The organism is Clostridium saudiense, from assembly GCF_000577815.1.
Taxonomy (GTDB): Bacteria; Bacillota; Clostridia; order Clostridiales; family Clostridiaceae; genus Clostridium; species Clostridium saudiense.
The window spans coordinates 90878-106132 of sequence record NZ_CBYM010000002.1 but is presented as its reverse complement, the minus strand read 5'-3'; the positions used below and the strand labels follow the sequence as shown (position 1 = coordinate 106132).

The window sequence follows — 15255 nt, the reverse complement described above, 5'->3', positions numbered from 1 at the left end:
AATATGAATTTAAAGTTTTGGAAAAGAAAAAAAGAAGAACGGTCAATCTTGGAGCAAGATGAAACTGGATTAAAGGATTTATTGTTAGCTGCAGGATTGATTGAAGATAGTATAACGAGAATAGAAGCTTTGAATATTCCTACTTTAGCAGGATGTGTTGAGTTAATATCATCATTAGTTTCAAGTATTCCTATTAAACTTTATAAGGAAGAAAATGAAGAAGTAACAGAAATAAAAGATGATATAAGGCTTAAACTTTTGAATGAAGAAACCGGAGATACACTTACTTCATTTGAAATGAAAAAGGCTCTAGTTATAGATTATTTGCTAATGGGAAATGGATATATCTATATAAATAAAGAAATGGGAAAGATTAAAAGTTTACATTATGTTAAAGAAAGTGATGTAAGCATAAATAGAAATGTAGATCCAATATTTAAAAATTATGATGTATTAGTAAATGGCCATATATATAAGCCTTATAATTTTGTTAAATTATTAAGGCATACAGATAATGGTTTTGATGGATATGGAATAATAGAAGAGAATATTATATTGCTTTCTGTTATATATAATTCTCTTAAGTATGAGAATATATTAAGCAAAACTGGAGGAAATAAAAAAGGATTTATTGAATCAGAGGGCAAACTAGGGATTGAAGCTATGCTTAATTTAAAAGAGCAATGGAGAAATATGTATTCAAATAATACTGAAAACTGTATTGTACTTAACAAAGGATTAAACTTTAAAGAAAGCCAAGCTACTCCAACAGAGCTACAACTTAATGAAAATAAAATTACTAATGGTTCAGAGATTTGTAAAATATTAAATATTCCACCTAGTATAATAAGTGGTGATGGTAAAGCAAATGAAGGCGATTTTGATAAAATGTTCAAAATGGCAATATTACCTATACTTAATAGTTTAATATCAAGTATTAATAGAGACTTACTTCTAGAAAAAGAGAAGAAGTCTTTTTATTTTGGATATGATGCAAATGAATTGTTAAAAGGTGATATAGAAAAGAGATTCAAGGCTTATGAAATAGGCATTAAAAATAAAGTTATGGGAGTAAATGAAGCGAGATACAAGGAAGATTTACCACCACTTGAATTATTTGAAGATACTATCTTATTAAGCTTAAGTGATGTTCTTTATAATACTAAAACAGGACAGGTATATACACCAAATACTGATAAAACATCAGATATGAAAGGAGGTGATGATAATGAGAATAGAGATTCGTAATGACAGCGTAATCCTTGATGGGTACGTAAATGCTGTTGATAGAGAAAGTAAGCCTATTCCTTCTGTAAAAGGTAGGTTTGTAGAAAAAATAAAGCCAGGAGCATTTCAAAGAAGTTTAGAAAGAAGAGCTAATGTGGATTTATTATTAAACCATGATAAAAATAGAAAGCTTGGGTCTACTTCAGAGGGAAATCTTGAATTGTTTGAAGATAATATAGGATTAAGAGCAATATGTACTGTAACAGATGCAGATGTAATTGAAAAAGCTAAAAACAAACAATTAAGAGGATGGAGCTTTGGTTTTTATGCAGAAAAAGATAGCTGGGAAACATCAGAAAATGGGTGCGAGAAAAGAACTGTAGAGGAATTAGATTTATTTGAAGTAACTATAGTTGATGATACAAGAAATCCAGCATATTCAGCTACATCTATTGAAATGAGAGATGATAAAGAAGTCTTAACAGAAAATAGAGTAACTGATTTTAAAGCTATAACAATAGATGAATCTAAAACCAAAGAGAAAAGAACAGATAGTGTGGTAGCTGAAACTAAAAAATTAATAGAAGAGCTTAAAAAACCTTTTAAATAAAGGGTTTTTATTTTATAAAAATACACAAAAGGAAGGTAGATAAAATGATAAAAAATAAATTAGCAGAATACAGAACTTTACCAATAAATGAGAAAGGATTAGAAGAACAAAGAGCAGATTTAGCTTTAGAGCTTACAAGAATTGTTGAATCAGTAGAGGCTGAACAAAGAGCGTTTACTGATGAAGAGATAGCAAGAGTAGATGAAATAAAAAAAGAAAAAGAAAAAATAGAAAGAACATTAATTTTAATAGAAGAACAAAGAGATTTTAATAATATTCCAGCTAAGAAGAGTGCTTCAGAAGAGGGGTTAGAATTAGAGGAAAGAGCATTTGCAAACTATATAAGAGGAGTTGTTGAAACTAGAACAGCAACTAATTTAGCAGTAGGCGATAATGGAGCAGTTATTCCTAAGACAATTGCTCAAAAAATTATAAAGAAGGTTTATGATATATCTCCAATATATCAATTAGCTACTAGATACAATGTAAAAGGAGATTTAACTATTCCATACTATGATGAATCTTCATCAGCAATTACAACAGCATATGCAACAGAATTTACTGATTTAGAATCAAGTTCAGGTAAATTTTTAAACATAGAATTAAAAGGATATTTAGCAGGGGCATTAACAAAGGTGTCTAAGTCATTATTAAACAATTCTAATTTTGATTTAATATCATTTGTTATTACTGCTATGGCAGAAAGTATTGCTAGATTTATTGAAAAAGAGTTATTAAAGGGTTCTCCAAGCAAGATAACAGGTTTAAGTACAGTTAAGCAAAAAGTAACTGCAGCAAGTGCTACAGCTGTAACTGCTGATGAATTAATAGATGTGCAAGAAATGGTTCCAGATGTTTATCAAGCAGGAGCAATATGGATAATGAATAAATCTACTAGATCAGCTATAAGAAAATTAAAAGATAATGATGGAAACTACTTATTAAATAAAGATGTGTCAGCGAAATGGGGGTATACTTTATTAGGAAAAGATGTTTATACATCAGAAAATATGGATGCCATTGCAACTGAAAAAACATCTATTTACTATGGTGATATGTCTGGACTAGCTGTTAAGTTAAGTGAAGATATAAATATTGAAGTTTTAAGAGAAAAATATGCTACACAACACGCTATTGGAGTAGTTGGATGGGTTGAATTAGATTCTAAAATAGAAAATGAACAGAAAATCGCTGCTCTAGTAATGGGAGCTTAATTGAGGTGATTGAATGAAGGTAAAAGCATTAGTAAGTTTTGCTGGTGCTTTTTCTATGTATAAAGGGGAGGAAAAGGAGTGTAATGATAAAGTTATACTCCAAGATCTTCTTAAAGCAGGATATGTAGAAGAGGTAAAGGCAACTAAAAAGAAGGTGAAAGCTAGTGAAGATTAGTGAAGTAACTATTACTGATTTAAAAGAGTATGCAAATGTTGATCATGATTATGATGATAAGATATTTAGCAATATATTATTAGCTGCAAAGAGCTATATAAAAAGTTATACAGGATTAAATGAGGAGCAAATTGATAATAAGGAAGATTTAACAATAGCTTTAATGGTGCTGTGTAATGAAATGTATGACAATAGAGTATTTTCGGTTCAAGATAATAAAGCTAATACTGTAATCACAAATATATTAGATATGTATGCAGTTAATTTATTGTAGGTGATCTTATGAGTAGATATAGAATTAATCCAGGAGAATTAAGGCATAGAATAACAATTCAAAAACTTAATAATTCTCAAAATGAATATGGGGAAGTTTCTGAACTATGGGAGGATATATTAAATGTTAGAGCTGGAATATATCCGATTAGTGGGAAAGAGTTTTTTGCAGCAGAAACAGTAAATAGTGAGATAAGCCATAAGGTTAAAATAAGGTACATTGAAGGAATAATGCCTAACATGAGAATAAAGTTTAATAATAGGATATTCTCTATTGAATCTGTAATTAACTTTCAAGAAAGAAATATAGAACTACAACTTTTATGTAAGGAGTTGATATAATGGCTAATTTCAAGATAGAAGGCATGAAGGAGTTGCAAAAGTCCATCAAGAAATTAGGACAAGTTCCTCAAAAATGTGTAACTCCAGCAGCTAAAAAAGGTATGAATATAGCTCTTAAAAGTGCTAAGAAAAATGCCCCAGAAGATACTGGAGAATTAAAAGCTGGAATGAAGTTAATAGGTGAAAAATCTAGAACTAAAGGTAAAAAAGTTTACCAAGTTGTTTTTGATAGAAGTAAAAATGATATATTTCAAAAGAAAAATAAAGAGGGGAAAGTTACAGGCTATTATCCAGCTTCTCAAGAGTATGGATTCTTTGCGAGGAATGGAAGGTATATACCAGGATTTCATTTCATGAAAAGGTCTATGGAAGATAATAGTGGAGCTATAACCAAGAAAATAGTTAATGAAATGAGTAAAAATATAGATAAGGCATTAGGTGGGAAATGATAGAGAAAGCTTTAAGATATGAATTAAATAAAGTTAGTGAGTTAGAAAATAAAATATTCCCTATGAATGCTCCAGAAGGTCAAAAGCCACCTTATTTAGTTTATATAACAAGAAAGAAGCCTTTAAAAGATTTGGGTGGAGTAACAGAAGATAGAGAGTGTTACTTAATACTTAACATTTTATGTAGTTCTTACTTTGAAATGAAAGATATAACTAAAAAGATTGAAGATATAATCATTAAGGGCTCACTAAAAAGTATAGGCAAAGAAAATTTATATATTCAAGATATAGATATTACTGATATATCAGAAAGTTATGAAGAACAATTAAAGTTACACAGAGGTATTATAACTTTTACAGTTTATTATAAGGAGGAATAAGAATGGCAACAAGAAGTTTAGGAACTGTTTTAAAAATAGGAGAAACAGCATCAGCTGTAAAGGTTGGTGGATTAACAGAAATAGGCGGTATTGAGTTAAGCGCAGATACTCTAGACACTACTACATTGGATAGTGACGGAGGATATAGACAATTTATAGGTGGATTTAAAGATGCAGGAGAAGTTAGTTTAAGTGGATATTTAGAAATAACTTCAACAGATGGACAAAAAAAGATGTATGATGCATTTGAATCTGGAGAAGAACAAAGCTTTGCTATAGAATTTCCAGAGAGTATAGGAGCTAAATGGGCATTTAAAGGAGTTGTTACTGGATTTTCTACGGGAGCAAGTTTAGAAGATTTAATTAGCTTTGGATCAACAATTAAAGTATCTGGAAAACCAACTCTAACAGTTAAAGGAGAATAATAAATATGATAGAGATTATTAGAGAAAAGGGAATAACTAAGAAAATCTTAATTGATGGAGTAGAGCAAAAGAATGTTACTGGATATGTTCTTGAAGAGAAAGCTGATGAAATAAATACTATAAAAATAACTTATGTAGATCGTGTGAAGTTTAAGGAGGAATAAATATGTATGTACCAATAGAATTAGATAAAACAAGAAACTTTAGATATGGTATGAAAGCTATGTCATACATAGAAGAAAAGTTAAAGAAACCAATAGCAAAATTAGATTTAGAGGGATTAACTATGAAAGATACAGCTATAGTTATATGTGCAGGATTAATGCATGAAGATAAAAAATTAAATCCAGATAAGGTTATGGATTTAATAGATGAAAAGGGAAATTTCTTAGAAGTAATAGAAGCAATGGGAAAAGCCTTTAATGAAGCTTTTGGTGGCAATGAAGTAAATGAAGAAAAAAACGATTAGAGGGTAACGATGAAGAATTTTCTATAAAGGAAAGTTTGAAAATCGCTACCCTTTGTGGTTTGTCTCCTTTAGAGTTTTGGGAGCTAACACCATATGAATTTAGCTTAGTGGTTAATGCTTATGCAAAGAGAAGCGAAGAAGAGGCAGAAGAGAAATTAACTCTAGCTTATATTAATGCAATGTGGACTATTCAATTCTTAGGTAAAAATAAACCTAAGCTTGATGATATTTTAAAGAAAAATCATAAAAAAGAAATGACAGATGAAGAAATGTTAAATCAAATCAAACTCTTAAATAATATTTTAGGAGGTGAGATAACTGGCAGTTAAGAATTTGCTTATTAGAGGTGGAGCAGACTTTAGCAATATGCAAACTGGACTTAATAAAGCTCAAAAAAGTCTTTCCAACTTTCAAAGAAATGTAAGCAGTATAATGGGGAAAGTTGCAGGTATTTTCGCAGCTATAAAGATAGGGGAACTTATCAAAGATAGCGTTGAAGATGCCATGAGCGTTGAAAGCTCAATAGAAAATATAAATAGGACTATGCAAGGTAGTGCAAAAGCTTTTGGAGATTGGGTTAAAAGTCAATCACAAGCATATGGGATGAGCATTCAAGAAGGATATAAGTACGGTTCAACTTATAGTAACTTAATATCAAGCTTTCAAAGCAATACTAAAGAAATAGCTAATAGTACACAAGAATTAATGAAAGCAACTTCAATAATAGCTAGTAAAACTGGTAGGACTTTTGAAGATACAGCAGAAAGAATTAGATCTGGTATGCTTGGTTCAACTGAAGCCATTGAGGATTTAGGAGTTTATACACAAGTTTCTATGCTTCAGAGTACGGAAGCCTTTAAACAACTAGCTAATGGGAAGTCATGGCAACAATTAAATTTCCAAACACAACAACAAATAAGACTTGCAGCTATATTGGAACAAACATATGCAAGGTATGGAAATACATTAGCTGATACAACCCAAACAAGGCATAATCAATTTATTGCAAGTTTAAAAAATGTTCAGCTAACACTAGGACAAGCTTTTTTACCAATTTATAATGCTATACTACCACCATTAACTACTTTTATGAATGCATTAAGCAAAGCTATATCAATAATTGCTCAATTTACAACAGCTTTATTTGGTAAACCTAAAGCAGCACAACAACAAACTGAATCTATAGCTAGTCAAACAAGTGCTGTTAGTGGATTAGGAGATAGTTTAGACGATACTACTGACAGTGCAAATAATGCTAAAAAAGCTATTAAATCATTAGCTGGATTTGATGAAATAAATACATTAAATCAATCGAGTGGAAGCTCTGGAAGTTCTGGAGGGAGTTCGGGTGGTGGAATAGATACATCTGGACTAGACTTAGGAGAAGGTGGCTTTCTATCATCAGTAACAGAAGTTAGTGAAAAGATACAAGCTTTTGCTGATAAAATAAAAAAATGTTTTAATACATTAAAAGAATTTATTATAACAAATAAAGATGTAATAATATCAGCTTTAGCAGGAATAGCAGCTGCTTTTACAACTTATTTTGTAATGTCAAATTGGACAAAAATAATAGAAAGTGTACAATTAGCATTTTATGCATTAGGATATGCAATAAGTGGTATAAGTTGGCCGATAGTAGCAATTTCAACAGTGATAGGGTTATTAGTGGGTAATATAGTTTATTTATGGAGAACTAATGAACAGTTTAGAGATTCTGTAATAGAAGTGTGGAATAACATAAAGGAATTTATAAGTACTGTTACAACAGACATAGGAACAATATTAACTAATCTTTGGGATAAGTACGGGAAAACATTAATAAAAAATATAAAAGATTTCTTTGGAACTATACAAAGTTTTATACTAAATGCCTGGGAGAATGTAATTAAACCTATAATAGAAAATGCGTTAGATATGCTTACGCAATTATGGAATAAACACCTTAAAGGATTAGTAGAAGAGCTTGGAGAATTTATTATGAAATTAACAAATGGAGTTCTTGAAATATGGAATAAATTTATATCTCCTATTGTTGATTTTTTAGTAAAGACATTAGGGCCAATTTTTGTTACTGTATTTAACTATATAGTTGATAGTGTAGGAACTGCTATTGCTTTTATTTCAGATTTAATAAAATCTCTATTACAAGTATTTAATGGATTAATAGATTTTATTCTTGGAGTATTTACTGGGAATTGGAGCAGAGCTTGGCAAGGTGTAGTAAATATATTTTCAGGAATATTTAATGGAATAGTAGGAGTTGTTAAATGGCCTTTAAATCTGATAATAGATATGGTTAATGCAGCTATTTCCGGAATAAATACTATGATAAAAACAATAAATAAAGTTCCAGGTGTTAGTATACCAACTATAGGTAAAATTCCTAAATTAGCAAAAGGAGGAATTATAGATAGTCCAACAATTGCAATGGTTGGTGAAGCAGGAAGAGAAGCTGTAATGCCACTTGAAAATAATACTGGTTGGATAACTGATTTAGCTAATAAGGTTGCTGAAAGATTACCTTCACAATCAAGTACTAATAATAACAATGACCAGCCTATTAATTTTACTATTCAGGTCGGGCAAACTACTTTAGGTAAGATTGTTATAGACAGTATAAACAAAGTACAAAGACAATCTGGAACTAATTTAATAAGAATATAGAGGTGATAATTTTATATGTTAAAGATAAATGGCGTAGCAATAGCTACGCCTAAAGCTTTTGAAGTTACAATTTCAGATTTAGATGGAGAAAGTAACAGAAATACAAATGGAGAATTAATTAGAGATAGAATTGCAGTAAAAAGAAAATTAAATTGTGAGTGGGGGCCACTATCTCAAAGTGAATGTTCAACTTTATTAAAAGCTGTTAAAGATGTATTTTTTCAAGTTACTTATCCAGATCCTGAACTAGGTGTAGTAACCAAAACAATGTATGTTGGTGATAGAACATCCCCAGCTTATTCAGCAATAAATGGAGTAGTTAAATGGAATGGAGTTAAATTTAATTTAGTTGAGAGGTGATGTAATTGATAAATGTAAGCAGTCAGTATAAACGAGCTATTAAAGAACCTTCTAGATTACTTAAGTCTACTATATTAATTAACAACAAAACTTATAGTGATAGTGAAATAATTTCTATAAATTATGATGAAAATTTATTTATGGAGAGTGAGTTTTCAATAGGTTCTGCAATTATGTCATCTATTGAAGTTGAGTTAAAAAATATTCAGGATGTTATTGATGATTTTATAGAAGGAAATGAATTTGAAATAAGATTAGGTATTGAAGTAAGCGACAATAATTTTGAGTTTATTTCATTAGGTTTTTTTATTATTGAAGATATAGATAAAAATAAATTTAGTATAAAAATCTATGCTAATGATAGAATGATTAAATTTGAAAAAGATTATTCAACGGGTTTAACATTTCCTGCAACTATAAAAGATATTACTTTAGATATAGCAAATAAAGCTGGAGTTCAATTAAAAACAACAAGTTTTATTAATAGTGATTATTTAGTATCTATAAAGCCAGATTTAACAGATATAACATTAAGAAAAGCTTTAATGTATATAGCTGAACTTGCAGGAGGATATTCAAGAATAACACGAGATGGATATTTAGAAATATTTAATATAGATGTTAGCGTTGAAAATAATTTTAACTATGCAAGCGAAGACTTATATACTGATGAAATAATAAATGATGAATTAAGTAATTATGATTATAACACTGTTACTGGAGATAATCTTATTACATTCTCTAATAAAGCATTTACAATAGCTAAAATAGATAAAGTAATAGTTGAGATTCCTGGTATTAAGGAAGAAATAGGGGATGGAGAAAACACTTATTATATTACTGATAATTTATTTTGTCAGAATCCAGCTGCAGTAATACAAAACATTTATAATATTTTAAGCAAAATAAGTTATGTTCCTTATGATATTAAATTGCAAGGCAATCCAGCTTTACAAGCTGGAGATAGTATCACTATAAAAAATAATGGAAGCTTAATAAATACTTTAATCACTAGTAGAACTCTTTCATATGCCGGTGGGTTAACTGAACAATATAAAGCTGTAGGTAAAAGTAATACAGAGAAACAAAGTACTGGAAAAGGTAATGTATCAGTTGAAGTTGCTAAGGTTAAAACTGAAATAAAGGTTGTTGCTGGGGAAGTAGAACAAAAGGTAAGCAATGAAGACTTTGAAAGCTACGTAAAGCAAACTGCTGAAGAAATTGCAACAAAAGTAACTGGTGAAGATGTTGAAGTATTAGTAAAGCAAAATGCTGAATCATGGGAGTTATCTATTAAAGGTAAGTTAAATGGAAAAACATATAAGTTTGATGGTGAAAATTTTACTATAGGAAGTAGCGAAAATGGAGATAAAGTAGAACATAATAATTCTCATTCAATTTATTATCATGAAGATGGTTCTTATACTAAGATTAGTGCAGATGGATTAGAGAGATATGTAAATGGAGAATCTAAAAAGTATAATTATTTAACTTATACAGGTTCTGTTTGGGTTGATAGCGGAGTTGCAACAAAAATAAATATACCTGATGAATTTAAAAATAAACCATATAAAGCGTTAGTTAGTGTTGTAAGTCTAGATGGTGAATACACTAGGCATGGAATGAGATTAAGTTCATTTTATTTGAAGAAACTTAATGTTGGTAATACTGGAATAGATGTTACTGCTGTTAGTTATTATACATGGGTTGACATTGATGATAAAGAATATTATGACCAATGTGGAAGAATATCTTTATCATATATTTTAACGTTATAGGAGGGATTAGATGGTAATAACTTATATAAAAGAAACTGGAGAAATAGTTTCTCCAGTTCAGACAAGCTCCAAGGCATTAACTATGGAAGATGTTTTTGGAGAAAAAACATCTATAATGAGCAATATTTATGATGTGGTAAATATTGTTGATAATATGGATGTTTTTAACTCTATATTTAATTACTGTGTAGATATTAATACTAAAGAGGTTAAATTAAAAAATGGCATTAAAATACAAAGGATGGAGGGAGATTAGATGGCATACAAAAAAACTCTTTGGAAAGATAGAGTTGTAGAGAAACCAAATACCTATAGATCTGTAGAAAATCCTGATGGGACAATTACTCTTTATCCTATAACTGGACAAGTTATTGAAAAAGGTACACCAGTAAGTGCTGCTAATTTAAATAAAATTGAAAATGGGATTGTAGAACTTAACGAACAATTGGATAAAACAGTTCGCAAAGGAGAAGGTGGATCTGTTACTTGGGCAATGGCTTCACAAGATTTTAGAGAAAATGTCACTGGTGGAAATACTGCTGTTGTAGGTAAAGACAGTGTATTAAAAGAAAATATAGTTGATGGAGAAGTTATTAAAAGTAAAGCCAGTTTTTATAAAAAGACTAGGAATCTATTTGATAAAGAAAAAGCTATATATGGTAAGTATGTTAGTTCTACAACAGGAGAACTAACCACCCCTTCTGTGGAAGGAACTTTTTATGCTAGTGATTATGTGGAAGTTATAAATGGTAGTAAATACAATTATAGAGCTAAAGATAATTCTTATACTTTATATGCGTTTTATAATAACGACAAACAATTTATAAATGGAGGAAATAGTAACGGTACAGATATTATATCACCAGTTGATGGATTTATTAGAGTTTCTGTATGGAAAAATGTTGATGTAGCTACAGTTCAATTTGAATTAGGAGATGCAACAGAATACATAGAACCTTATATATTAGAAGTAGAAGAAGAAGTTGCTAATATAAAACCAAAGATTGAAAAAGTATTAGAAAATCAGGTTGATTATTCGGATTGTAATAGAAATAAATTTAATCCCAATATAGCAATAATAAATAAACAGGTTAGTCCAAGTAATGGATCAATTATAGATGTTACAGCAGAAGGAATTTTTTATGCTAGTGAGATGATAAATGTGAAAGGACATGAAAAAATTAACTGCATAAAAAATGATTTTACTACAATGTATTCAACATATGCCTTCTATGATGTTAACGGAGGATTTGTAAGCGGGGGGAGTGGTGAAATAAATGGTATAGATATACCGTCTAATGCAACAGGCTTCAAATTTACAGTATGGAAAAATATATTGCCAGAAAATATAATGATAGAATTAGATGGTTTAAACAGTTTTATTAGATTTGATGATGATTCAAGGAATCAAGAAGTTTATTTAACTAAAATGAAGTTTAAAGACATTATTATTAATTGCATTGGTGATAGTATAACATATGGATTTTTAACATCGGATACAAGAATGCAGTCTCCTTATCCGTCTAGTCTAAAATCACTATTAGGGGCAAAAGAAGTTAGAAATTACGGTTTAAGTGGTACAACTGTAGCAAATGATAGAACTGTTATTGGAAGTTTTGAGCCGATGTCATCTCCTACAAGAGTTGAAACTTGGGATAATAATGCAAATGTGAATATTGTACTTGGTGGAGTAAATGATTTTATTAAAAACGTTGAGCTAGGAACAATAGATGATGAGGTAGATACTACTTTTTATGGAGGTTATAAATCTTTAATTAGGCAACTTTATAAAAAATACCCTAATAAGAAAATAGTTATAATGACGCCTTTACACTACAATTTAGAATATACCCCCAATAGTAAAGGATATATATTAAAGGACTATGTTAATGCTATAAGAGAAATTGCTGAAATGTTTGGAATTTATTTAATTGATTTATATGCAATTTGTGATATAAATATTAACACTGGGGGTAAGTATCAAATTGATGGGCTACATACCAATCAATTTTATGTAAGCAATATAATGACACCACTTATAGCGGATGGATTAAATAGAGCTATTCAATAGTATAATTCGCAATTGATAACTATTTTTCGTAAAAATTAAATATTTAAAATGTTATAAGGAGTAGTTAAGAATAGTCTTTTTTTATTGTTTAAATTTGCCTTTTATAGTTGTTCATTGTAAAATAAAAAAGAATTCACATTAAGGACTGCCATCCAGTGAATTCTTTATAATAGAGGACTATTTTGTTACCTCTATTATATCACATTTATTTATAAAGATAAATTATAATGGAGGATTAAAGAATGAATAACAGTGTAGACGAAAGAATGATTGAATACTTTTTAAGGGAAATTAAAAGGCAATGTGAATATGTTTTTGCATCTGTAAATATTTTAAATGATTCACTAGAGCCAAATGGAAATGCGCAAGGGGTGTTTTATGCTTTGCAAAATATGTTTACCTCATTAGGGAATATATCTAAGATATTATATCCTACAGTAAACTATAGAGCTAGAGGCAACGCTTTGAGAGATAAACTTGAAATTAGAGAAGATACTCAGTTTTTCTATAATGCTAATTCAGAAGTTGCAAGAAAATACAGAAATATTTTAGAACATTATGATGAGTATTTTGAAGATTGGTACAGAGATGAAGAAAATAATATTATATGTGAATGTAATGTAGGTCCTAGGAATATGATAATGATAGGAGATAAACCAGCAAAAACATTAAGACATTATGATAACACAAATCATAGTTTTATATTTTTAAATGATGAATATAGCTTACTACCAGTAATAAGAGAAACAGAAGAGATATATAATAAAATTTTAGAAATTGAAGGTGAAAGGTTTGGATATAGACAAGAATGAAATTGAAGAGATAGTAAATGTAATTGATTGGGCCATTTCTGCAGGATATAATATAAATAAAAATAAAACTATAATAAATATTTTAGAGAAAATGGTAAAAGAAGAAAATCTTAATAAAAAAACAGACAATTACTATGAACAACGATATGGAATAAAATAACTTTTAGATAGGAGAAAATATGGGAGATGTATTTGAATTACCTATAGTTAAAGCGATTAAAGAAATAGAAGAATTAGCCCAAACAATAAAAGCTAAAAAAAATGAATCAGAGGATTTTAAGTCTGAGTTAAAAGAACTTAAAAGAAAATGCCTTAAATACAATTTAAACTTACAGGATTATTATACTTCTGAAAGAGATTTTGCTAGTAAAGGTATGTGGGGATAATAATTGGAGAGTCAGAAATGGCTCTTTTTTAATACAAAAAAATAAAAGGTAGGTGTGAAAATGGAAACAATAAGCATTGCATTAGCTTGTACAATCGTAGGAGCTGTTATAAGTTATTCTACATTTCAAAGAAACAAAGGACGAGATATAAGAGCAGATACGAGGGAGGAAGCAGATACAAAAGCTAAATTAGATTATATTAGTCGAGGAGTAGACGATATTAAATTAGATAATAAGCAAAGAGATAGAGAAATGCTAAAAATGAATGAAAGGCTTATTAGAGTAGAAGAAAGTGTAAAGTCAGCTCATAAGCGTATTGATGGAATAGAAGAAGAAAGAGGAGTGTGTTAAAAATGGAAAATTTAATGACTTTCATACCAGAATTTTTAATTATCGTTATTGTTGCAACATATGTAGTAGGAGTATTTCTTAAAAAGTTAGAAACTGTACCTGATAAGTTTATAACTTCATTGCTAATGCTATTTGCAATTACTATAGCTGTATTATTAAATATTATAAATACTCAATACAAAGTAGCTTTAGATACCATTGTTAATGGAATTTTATATGGAATACTTTGTTGGGGAGTATCTGTTGGAGTAAATCAAACATACAAACAATTAAATAAATCAGAATAATTTTGAGGGCCAATAGGCTCTCTTTTATTTTATAAAAATATATTAAGAAAGAAGGAATTTAAAAATGAAAATTGGAGTAAATGATGGACATACTTTAAGAGGTGCTGGAACTGGAGCAGTAGGAATTATAAAAGAAGGGGAACATACTAGATTAGTTGGAGAAGAAGTAAGAAGGTTATTAAAGGAAAGAGGTAATGCTGTTTATAACTGTACTGTGGATTATGCAGCAACTACATCAGAAAGCTTAAGCTTAGTAGTTCAACAAGCTAATAGAGAGGACTTAGATTGGTTCATAGCAATTCACTTTAATGCAGGAGGTGGACAAGGTGTTGAGGTGTACACTTACGAAGGTAGACAATATCAAGATGCTATTGATGTTTGTAATAATATAGCTGCATTAGGATTTAATAATAGAGGGGTTAAAGCTGGTACAGGGCTTTATGTAATCAGAAGAACAAAAGCTAAATCTATGTTAATAGAAGTTTGCTTTGTTGACACAGAAGATGCAAATAAATATCTTTCAGTTGGATATAAGGCAATCGCAAAGGCTATAGTAGATGCATTAGATAATCATATAGTTAGTGATCCAGTAGTAGATACAAATACATCATCTACATCTCAAACTCAATCTACTGTAACAACTACAGGTGATGATTGGGTAAGAAGATTACAACAAGAATGTAATAACCAAGGATTTTCAAAACAAAATGTTGATGGCATAGCTGGACCAGCAACATTAGCTGGATGTCCTACACTTAGAAAAGGTGCAAGTGGTAATATAACTAAGTTACTTCAAGAAAAATTAGTTAAACTAGGCTACAATACTAATGGAGTAGATGGAATATTTGGTAGTGGTACTTATTCTGCAGTAAGAGAGTTTCAAAAGACTAGAGGTTTATCAGTTGATGGAATTGTTGGTCAAAATACTTGGAGAAAATTATTAAATTTATAATTATCAAGGCTAGATACTCATCAATTT

Annotated in this window: 23 protein-coding genes; all 23 read left to right on the top strand. The window is 29.6% G+C overall.

Annotated features, from left to right (window positions below; translation table 11 throughout):
- Positions 1 to 3 precede the first annotated feature (3 nt).
- The 23 genes from TY07_RS01820 (at position 4) to TY07_RS18510 (ending at position 15228) form a co-directional block, all read left to right on the top strand.
- Positions 4 to 1248, top strand: coding sequence for a phage portal protein (locus TY07_RS01820; RefSeq protein WP_042394454.1), 1245 nt, complete (start codon positions 4 to 6; stop codon positions 1246 to 1248).
- Positions 1229 to 1837: an HK97 family phage prohead protease gene (locus TY07_RS01815; protein ID WP_042394452.1), complete on the top strand. Its 609-nt coding sequence runs from the start codon at positions 1229 to 1231 to the stop codon at positions 1835 to 1837. The genes TY07_RS01820 and TY07_RS01815 overlap by 20 nt, the downstream gene beginning before the upstream one ends.
- A 44-nt stretch (positions 1838 to 1881) precedes the next feature.
- On the top strand, positions 1882 to 3051 hold the full coding sequence (locus tag TY07_RS01810; RefSeq protein WP_157029119.1) for a phage major capsid protein: 1170 nt from the start codon (positions 1882 to 1884) through the stop codon (positions 3049 to 3051).
- A 13-nt stretch (positions 3052 to 3064) separates the two neighbouring features.
- Positions 3065 to 3226: a hypothetical protein gene (locus TY07_RS18255; RefSeq protein ID WP_198133961.1), complete on the top strand. Its 162-nt coding sequence runs from the start codon at positions 3065 to 3067 to the stop codon at positions 3224 to 3226.
- The gene (locus TY07_RS01805; protein WP_042394447.1) at positions 3216 to 3500 is read left to right on the top strand and encodes a head-tail connector protein; all 285 of its coding nucleotides are present in this window, start codon (positions 3216 to 3218) and stop codon (positions 3498 to 3500) included. Before TY07_RS18255 ends, TY07_RS01805 begins: the two co-directional genes overlap by 11 nt.
- Before the next feature lie 8 nt (positions 3501 to 3508).
- Positions 3509 to 3841 (top strand): phage head closure protein, encoded by a 333-nt coding sequence (locus TY07_RS01800; RefSeq protein WP_042394444.1) that lies wholly within the window; start codon positions 3509 to 3511, stop codon positions 3839 to 3841.
- Positions 3841 to 4290, top strand: coding sequence for an HK97 gp10 family phage protein (locus TY07_RS01795; RefSeq protein ID WP_042394441.1), 450 nt, complete (start codon positions 3841 to 3843; stop codon positions 4288 to 4290). Before TY07_RS01800 ends, TY07_RS01795 begins: the two co-directional genes overlap by 1 nt.
- The gene (locus TY07_RS01790; protein WP_042394438.1) at positions 4287 to 4670 is read left to right on the top strand and encodes a hypothetical protein; all 384 of its coding nucleotides are present in this window, start codon (positions 4287 to 4289) and stop codon (positions 4668 to 4670) included. Before TY07_RS01795 ends, TY07_RS01790 begins: the two co-directional genes overlap by 4 nt.
- A gap of 2 nt (positions 4671 to 4672) precedes the next feature.
- Positions 4673 to 5095, top strand: coding sequence for a phage tail tube protein (locus TY07_RS01785; protein ID WP_042394437.1), 423 nt, complete (start codon positions 4673 to 4675; stop codon positions 5093 to 5095).
- Positions 5096 to 5100: 5 nt separating this feature from the next.
- Positions 5101 to 5259 carry a hypothetical protein gene (locus TY07_RS17940; protein ID WP_157029116.1) on the top strand — a complete coding sequence of 53 codons (159 nt, stop codon included), beginning with the start codon at positions 5101 to 5103 and terminating at the stop codon, positions 5257 to 5259.
- Positions 5260 to 5261: 2 nt separating this feature from the next.
- Positions 5262 to 5564: a hypothetical protein gene (locus tag TY07_RS01780; protein ID WP_042394435.1), complete on the top strand. Its 303-nt coding sequence runs from the start codon at positions 5262 to 5264 to the stop codon at positions 5562 to 5564.
- Between the two features lie 35 nt (positions 5565 to 5599).
- Positions 5600 to 5893, top strand: coding sequence for a phage tail assembly chaperone (locus tag TY07_RS01775; RefSeq protein ID WP_198133960.1), 294 nt, complete (start codon positions 5600 to 5602; stop codon positions 5891 to 5893).
- A gap of 4 nt (positions 5894 to 5897) precedes the next feature.
- The gene (locus tag TY07_RS17120; protein WP_052330575.1) at positions 5898 to 8231 is read left to right on the top strand and encodes a phage tail protein; all 2334 of its coding nucleotides are present in this window, start codon (positions 5898 to 5900) and stop codon (positions 8229 to 8231) included.
- Positions 8232 to 8246: 15 nt separating this feature from the next.
- Complete coding sequence (locus tag TY07_RS01760) at positions 8247 to 8591, top strand: DUF6711 family protein (RefSeq protein WP_042394429.1); 345 nt, start codon at positions 8247 to 8249, stop codon at positions 8589 to 8591.
- 5 nt (positions 8592 to 8596) lie between these two features.
- Complete coding sequence (locus tag TY07_RS01755; RefSeq protein ID WP_042394426.1) at positions 8597 to 10369, top strand: hypothetical protein; 1773 nt, start codon at positions 8597 to 8599, stop codon at positions 10367 to 10369.
- Positions 10370 to 10379: 10 nt separating this feature from the next.
- Positions 10380 to 10625: a hypothetical protein gene (locus tag TY07_RS01750; protein WP_042394423.1), complete on the top strand. Its 246-nt coding sequence runs from the start codon at positions 10380 to 10382 to the stop codon at positions 10623 to 10625.
- Positions 10626 to 12440, top strand: coding sequence for an SGNH/GDSL hydrolase family protein (locus TY07_RS01745; protein ID WP_042394419.1), 1815 nt, complete (start codon positions 10626 to 10628; stop codon positions 12438 to 12440). It begins immediately after the preceding gene.
- Between the two features lie 242 nt (positions 12441 to 12682).
- A complete protein-coding gene (locus TY07_RS01740; RefSeq protein WP_042394416.1) occupies positions 12683 to 13252 on the top strand; it encodes a hypothetical protein in 570 nt (189 codons plus the stop codon).
- Complete coding sequence (locus tag TY07_RS01735; RefSeq protein WP_042394414.1) at positions 13233 to 13412, top strand: hypothetical protein; 180 nt, start codon at positions 13233 to 13235, stop codon at positions 13410 to 13412. The genes TY07_RS01740 and TY07_RS01735 overlap by 20 nt, the downstream gene beginning before the upstream one ends.
- Before the next feature lie 19 nt (positions 13413 to 13431).
- The gene (locus tag TY07_RS01730; protein ID WP_042394413.1) at positions 13432 to 13638 is read left to right on the top strand and encodes a hypothetical protein; all 207 of its coding nucleotides are present in this window, start codon (positions 13432 to 13434) and stop codon (positions 13636 to 13638) included.
- 60 nt (positions 13639 to 13698) lie between these two features.
- Positions 13699 to 13989, top strand: coding sequence for a hypothetical protein (locus TY07_RS01725; RefSeq protein WP_042394410.1), 291 nt, complete (start codon positions 13699 to 13701; stop codon positions 13987 to 13989).
- Positions 13990 to 13991: 2 nt separating this feature from the next.
- Complete coding sequence (locus TY07_RS01720) at positions 13992 to 14276, top strand: phage holin family protein (RefSeq protein ID WP_042394407.1); 285 nt, start codon at positions 13992 to 13994, stop codon at positions 14274 to 14276.
- A 64-nt stretch (positions 14277 to 14340) separates the two neighbouring features.
- Entirely contained in the window at positions 14341 to 15228 is an 888-nt protein-coding gene (locus TY07_RS18510; RefSeq protein WP_042394403.1) for an N-acetylmuramoyl-L-alanine amidase, read from the top strand.
- Positions 15229 to 15255: the final 27 nt, after the last annotated feature.

Coding starts and splice junctions, on each gene's coding strand:
- TY07_RS01720 (WP_042394407.1), top strand. CDS start 13,992: ATGGAAAATTTAATGACTTTCATACCAGAATTTTTAATTATCGTTATT.
- TY07_RS01795 (WP_042394441.1), top strand. CDS start 3,841: ATGGCTAATTTCAAGATAGAAGGCATGAAGGAGTTGCAAAAGTCCATC.
- TY07_RS18510 (WP_042394403.1), top strand. CDS start 14,341: ATGAAAATTGGAGTAAATGATGGACATACTTTAAGAGGTGCTGGAACT.
- TY07_RS01725 (WP_042394410.1), top strand. CDS start 13,699: ATGGAAACAATAAGCATTGCATTAGCTTGTACAATCGTAGGAGCTGTT.
- TY07_RS01760 (WP_042394429.1), top strand. CDS start 8,247: ATGTTAAAGATAAATGGCGTAGCAATAGCTACGCCTAAAGCTTTTGAA.
- TY07_RS01815 (WP_042394452.1), top strand. CDS start 1,229: ATGAGAATAGAGATTCGTAATGACAGCGTAATCCTTGATGGGTACGTA.
- TY07_RS18255 (WP_198133961.1), top strand. CDS start 3,065: ATGAAGGTAAAAGCATTAGTAAGTTTTGCTGGTGCTTTTTCTATGTAT.
- TY07_RS01785 (WP_042394437.1), top strand. CDS start 4,673: ATGGCAACAAGAAGTTTAGGAACTGTTTTAAAAATAGGAGAAACAGCA.
- TY07_RS01740 (WP_042394416.1), top strand. CDS start 12,683: ATGAATAACAGTGTAGACGAAAGAATGATTGAATACTTTTTAAGGGAA.
- TY07_RS01730 (WP_042394413.1), top strand. CDS start 13,432: ATGGGAGATGTATTTGAATTACCTATAGTTAAAGCGATTAAAGAAATA.
- TY07_RS17940 (WP_157029116.1), top strand. CDS start 5,101: ATGATAGAGATTATTAGAGAAAAGGGAATAACTAAGAAAATCTTAATT.
- TY07_RS01780 (WP_042394435.1), top strand. CDS start 5,262: ATGTATGTACCAATAGAATTAGATAAAACAAGAAACTTTAGATATGGT.
- TY07_RS01745 (WP_042394419.1), top strand. CDS start 10,626: ATGGCATACAAAAAAACTCTTTGGAAAGATAGAGTTGTAGAGAAACCA.
- TY07_RS01820 (WP_042394454.1), top strand. CDS start 4: ATGAATTTAAAGTTTTGGAAAAGAAAAAAAGAAGAACGGTCAATCTTG.
- TY07_RS01800 (WP_042394444.1), top strand. CDS start 3,509: ATGAGTAGATATAGAATTAATCCAGGAGAATTAAGGCATAGAATAACA.
- TY07_RS01750 (WP_042394423.1), top strand. CDS start 10,380: ATGGTAATAACTTATATAAAAGAAACTGGAGAAATAGTTTCTCCAGTT.
- TY07_RS01810 (WP_157029119.1), top strand. CDS start 1,882: ATGATAAAAAATAAATTAGCAGAATACAGAACTTTACCAATAAATGAG.
- TY07_RS01790 (WP_042394438.1), top strand. CDS start 4,287: ATGATAGAGAAAGCTTTAAGATATGAATTAAATAAAGTTAGTGAGTTA.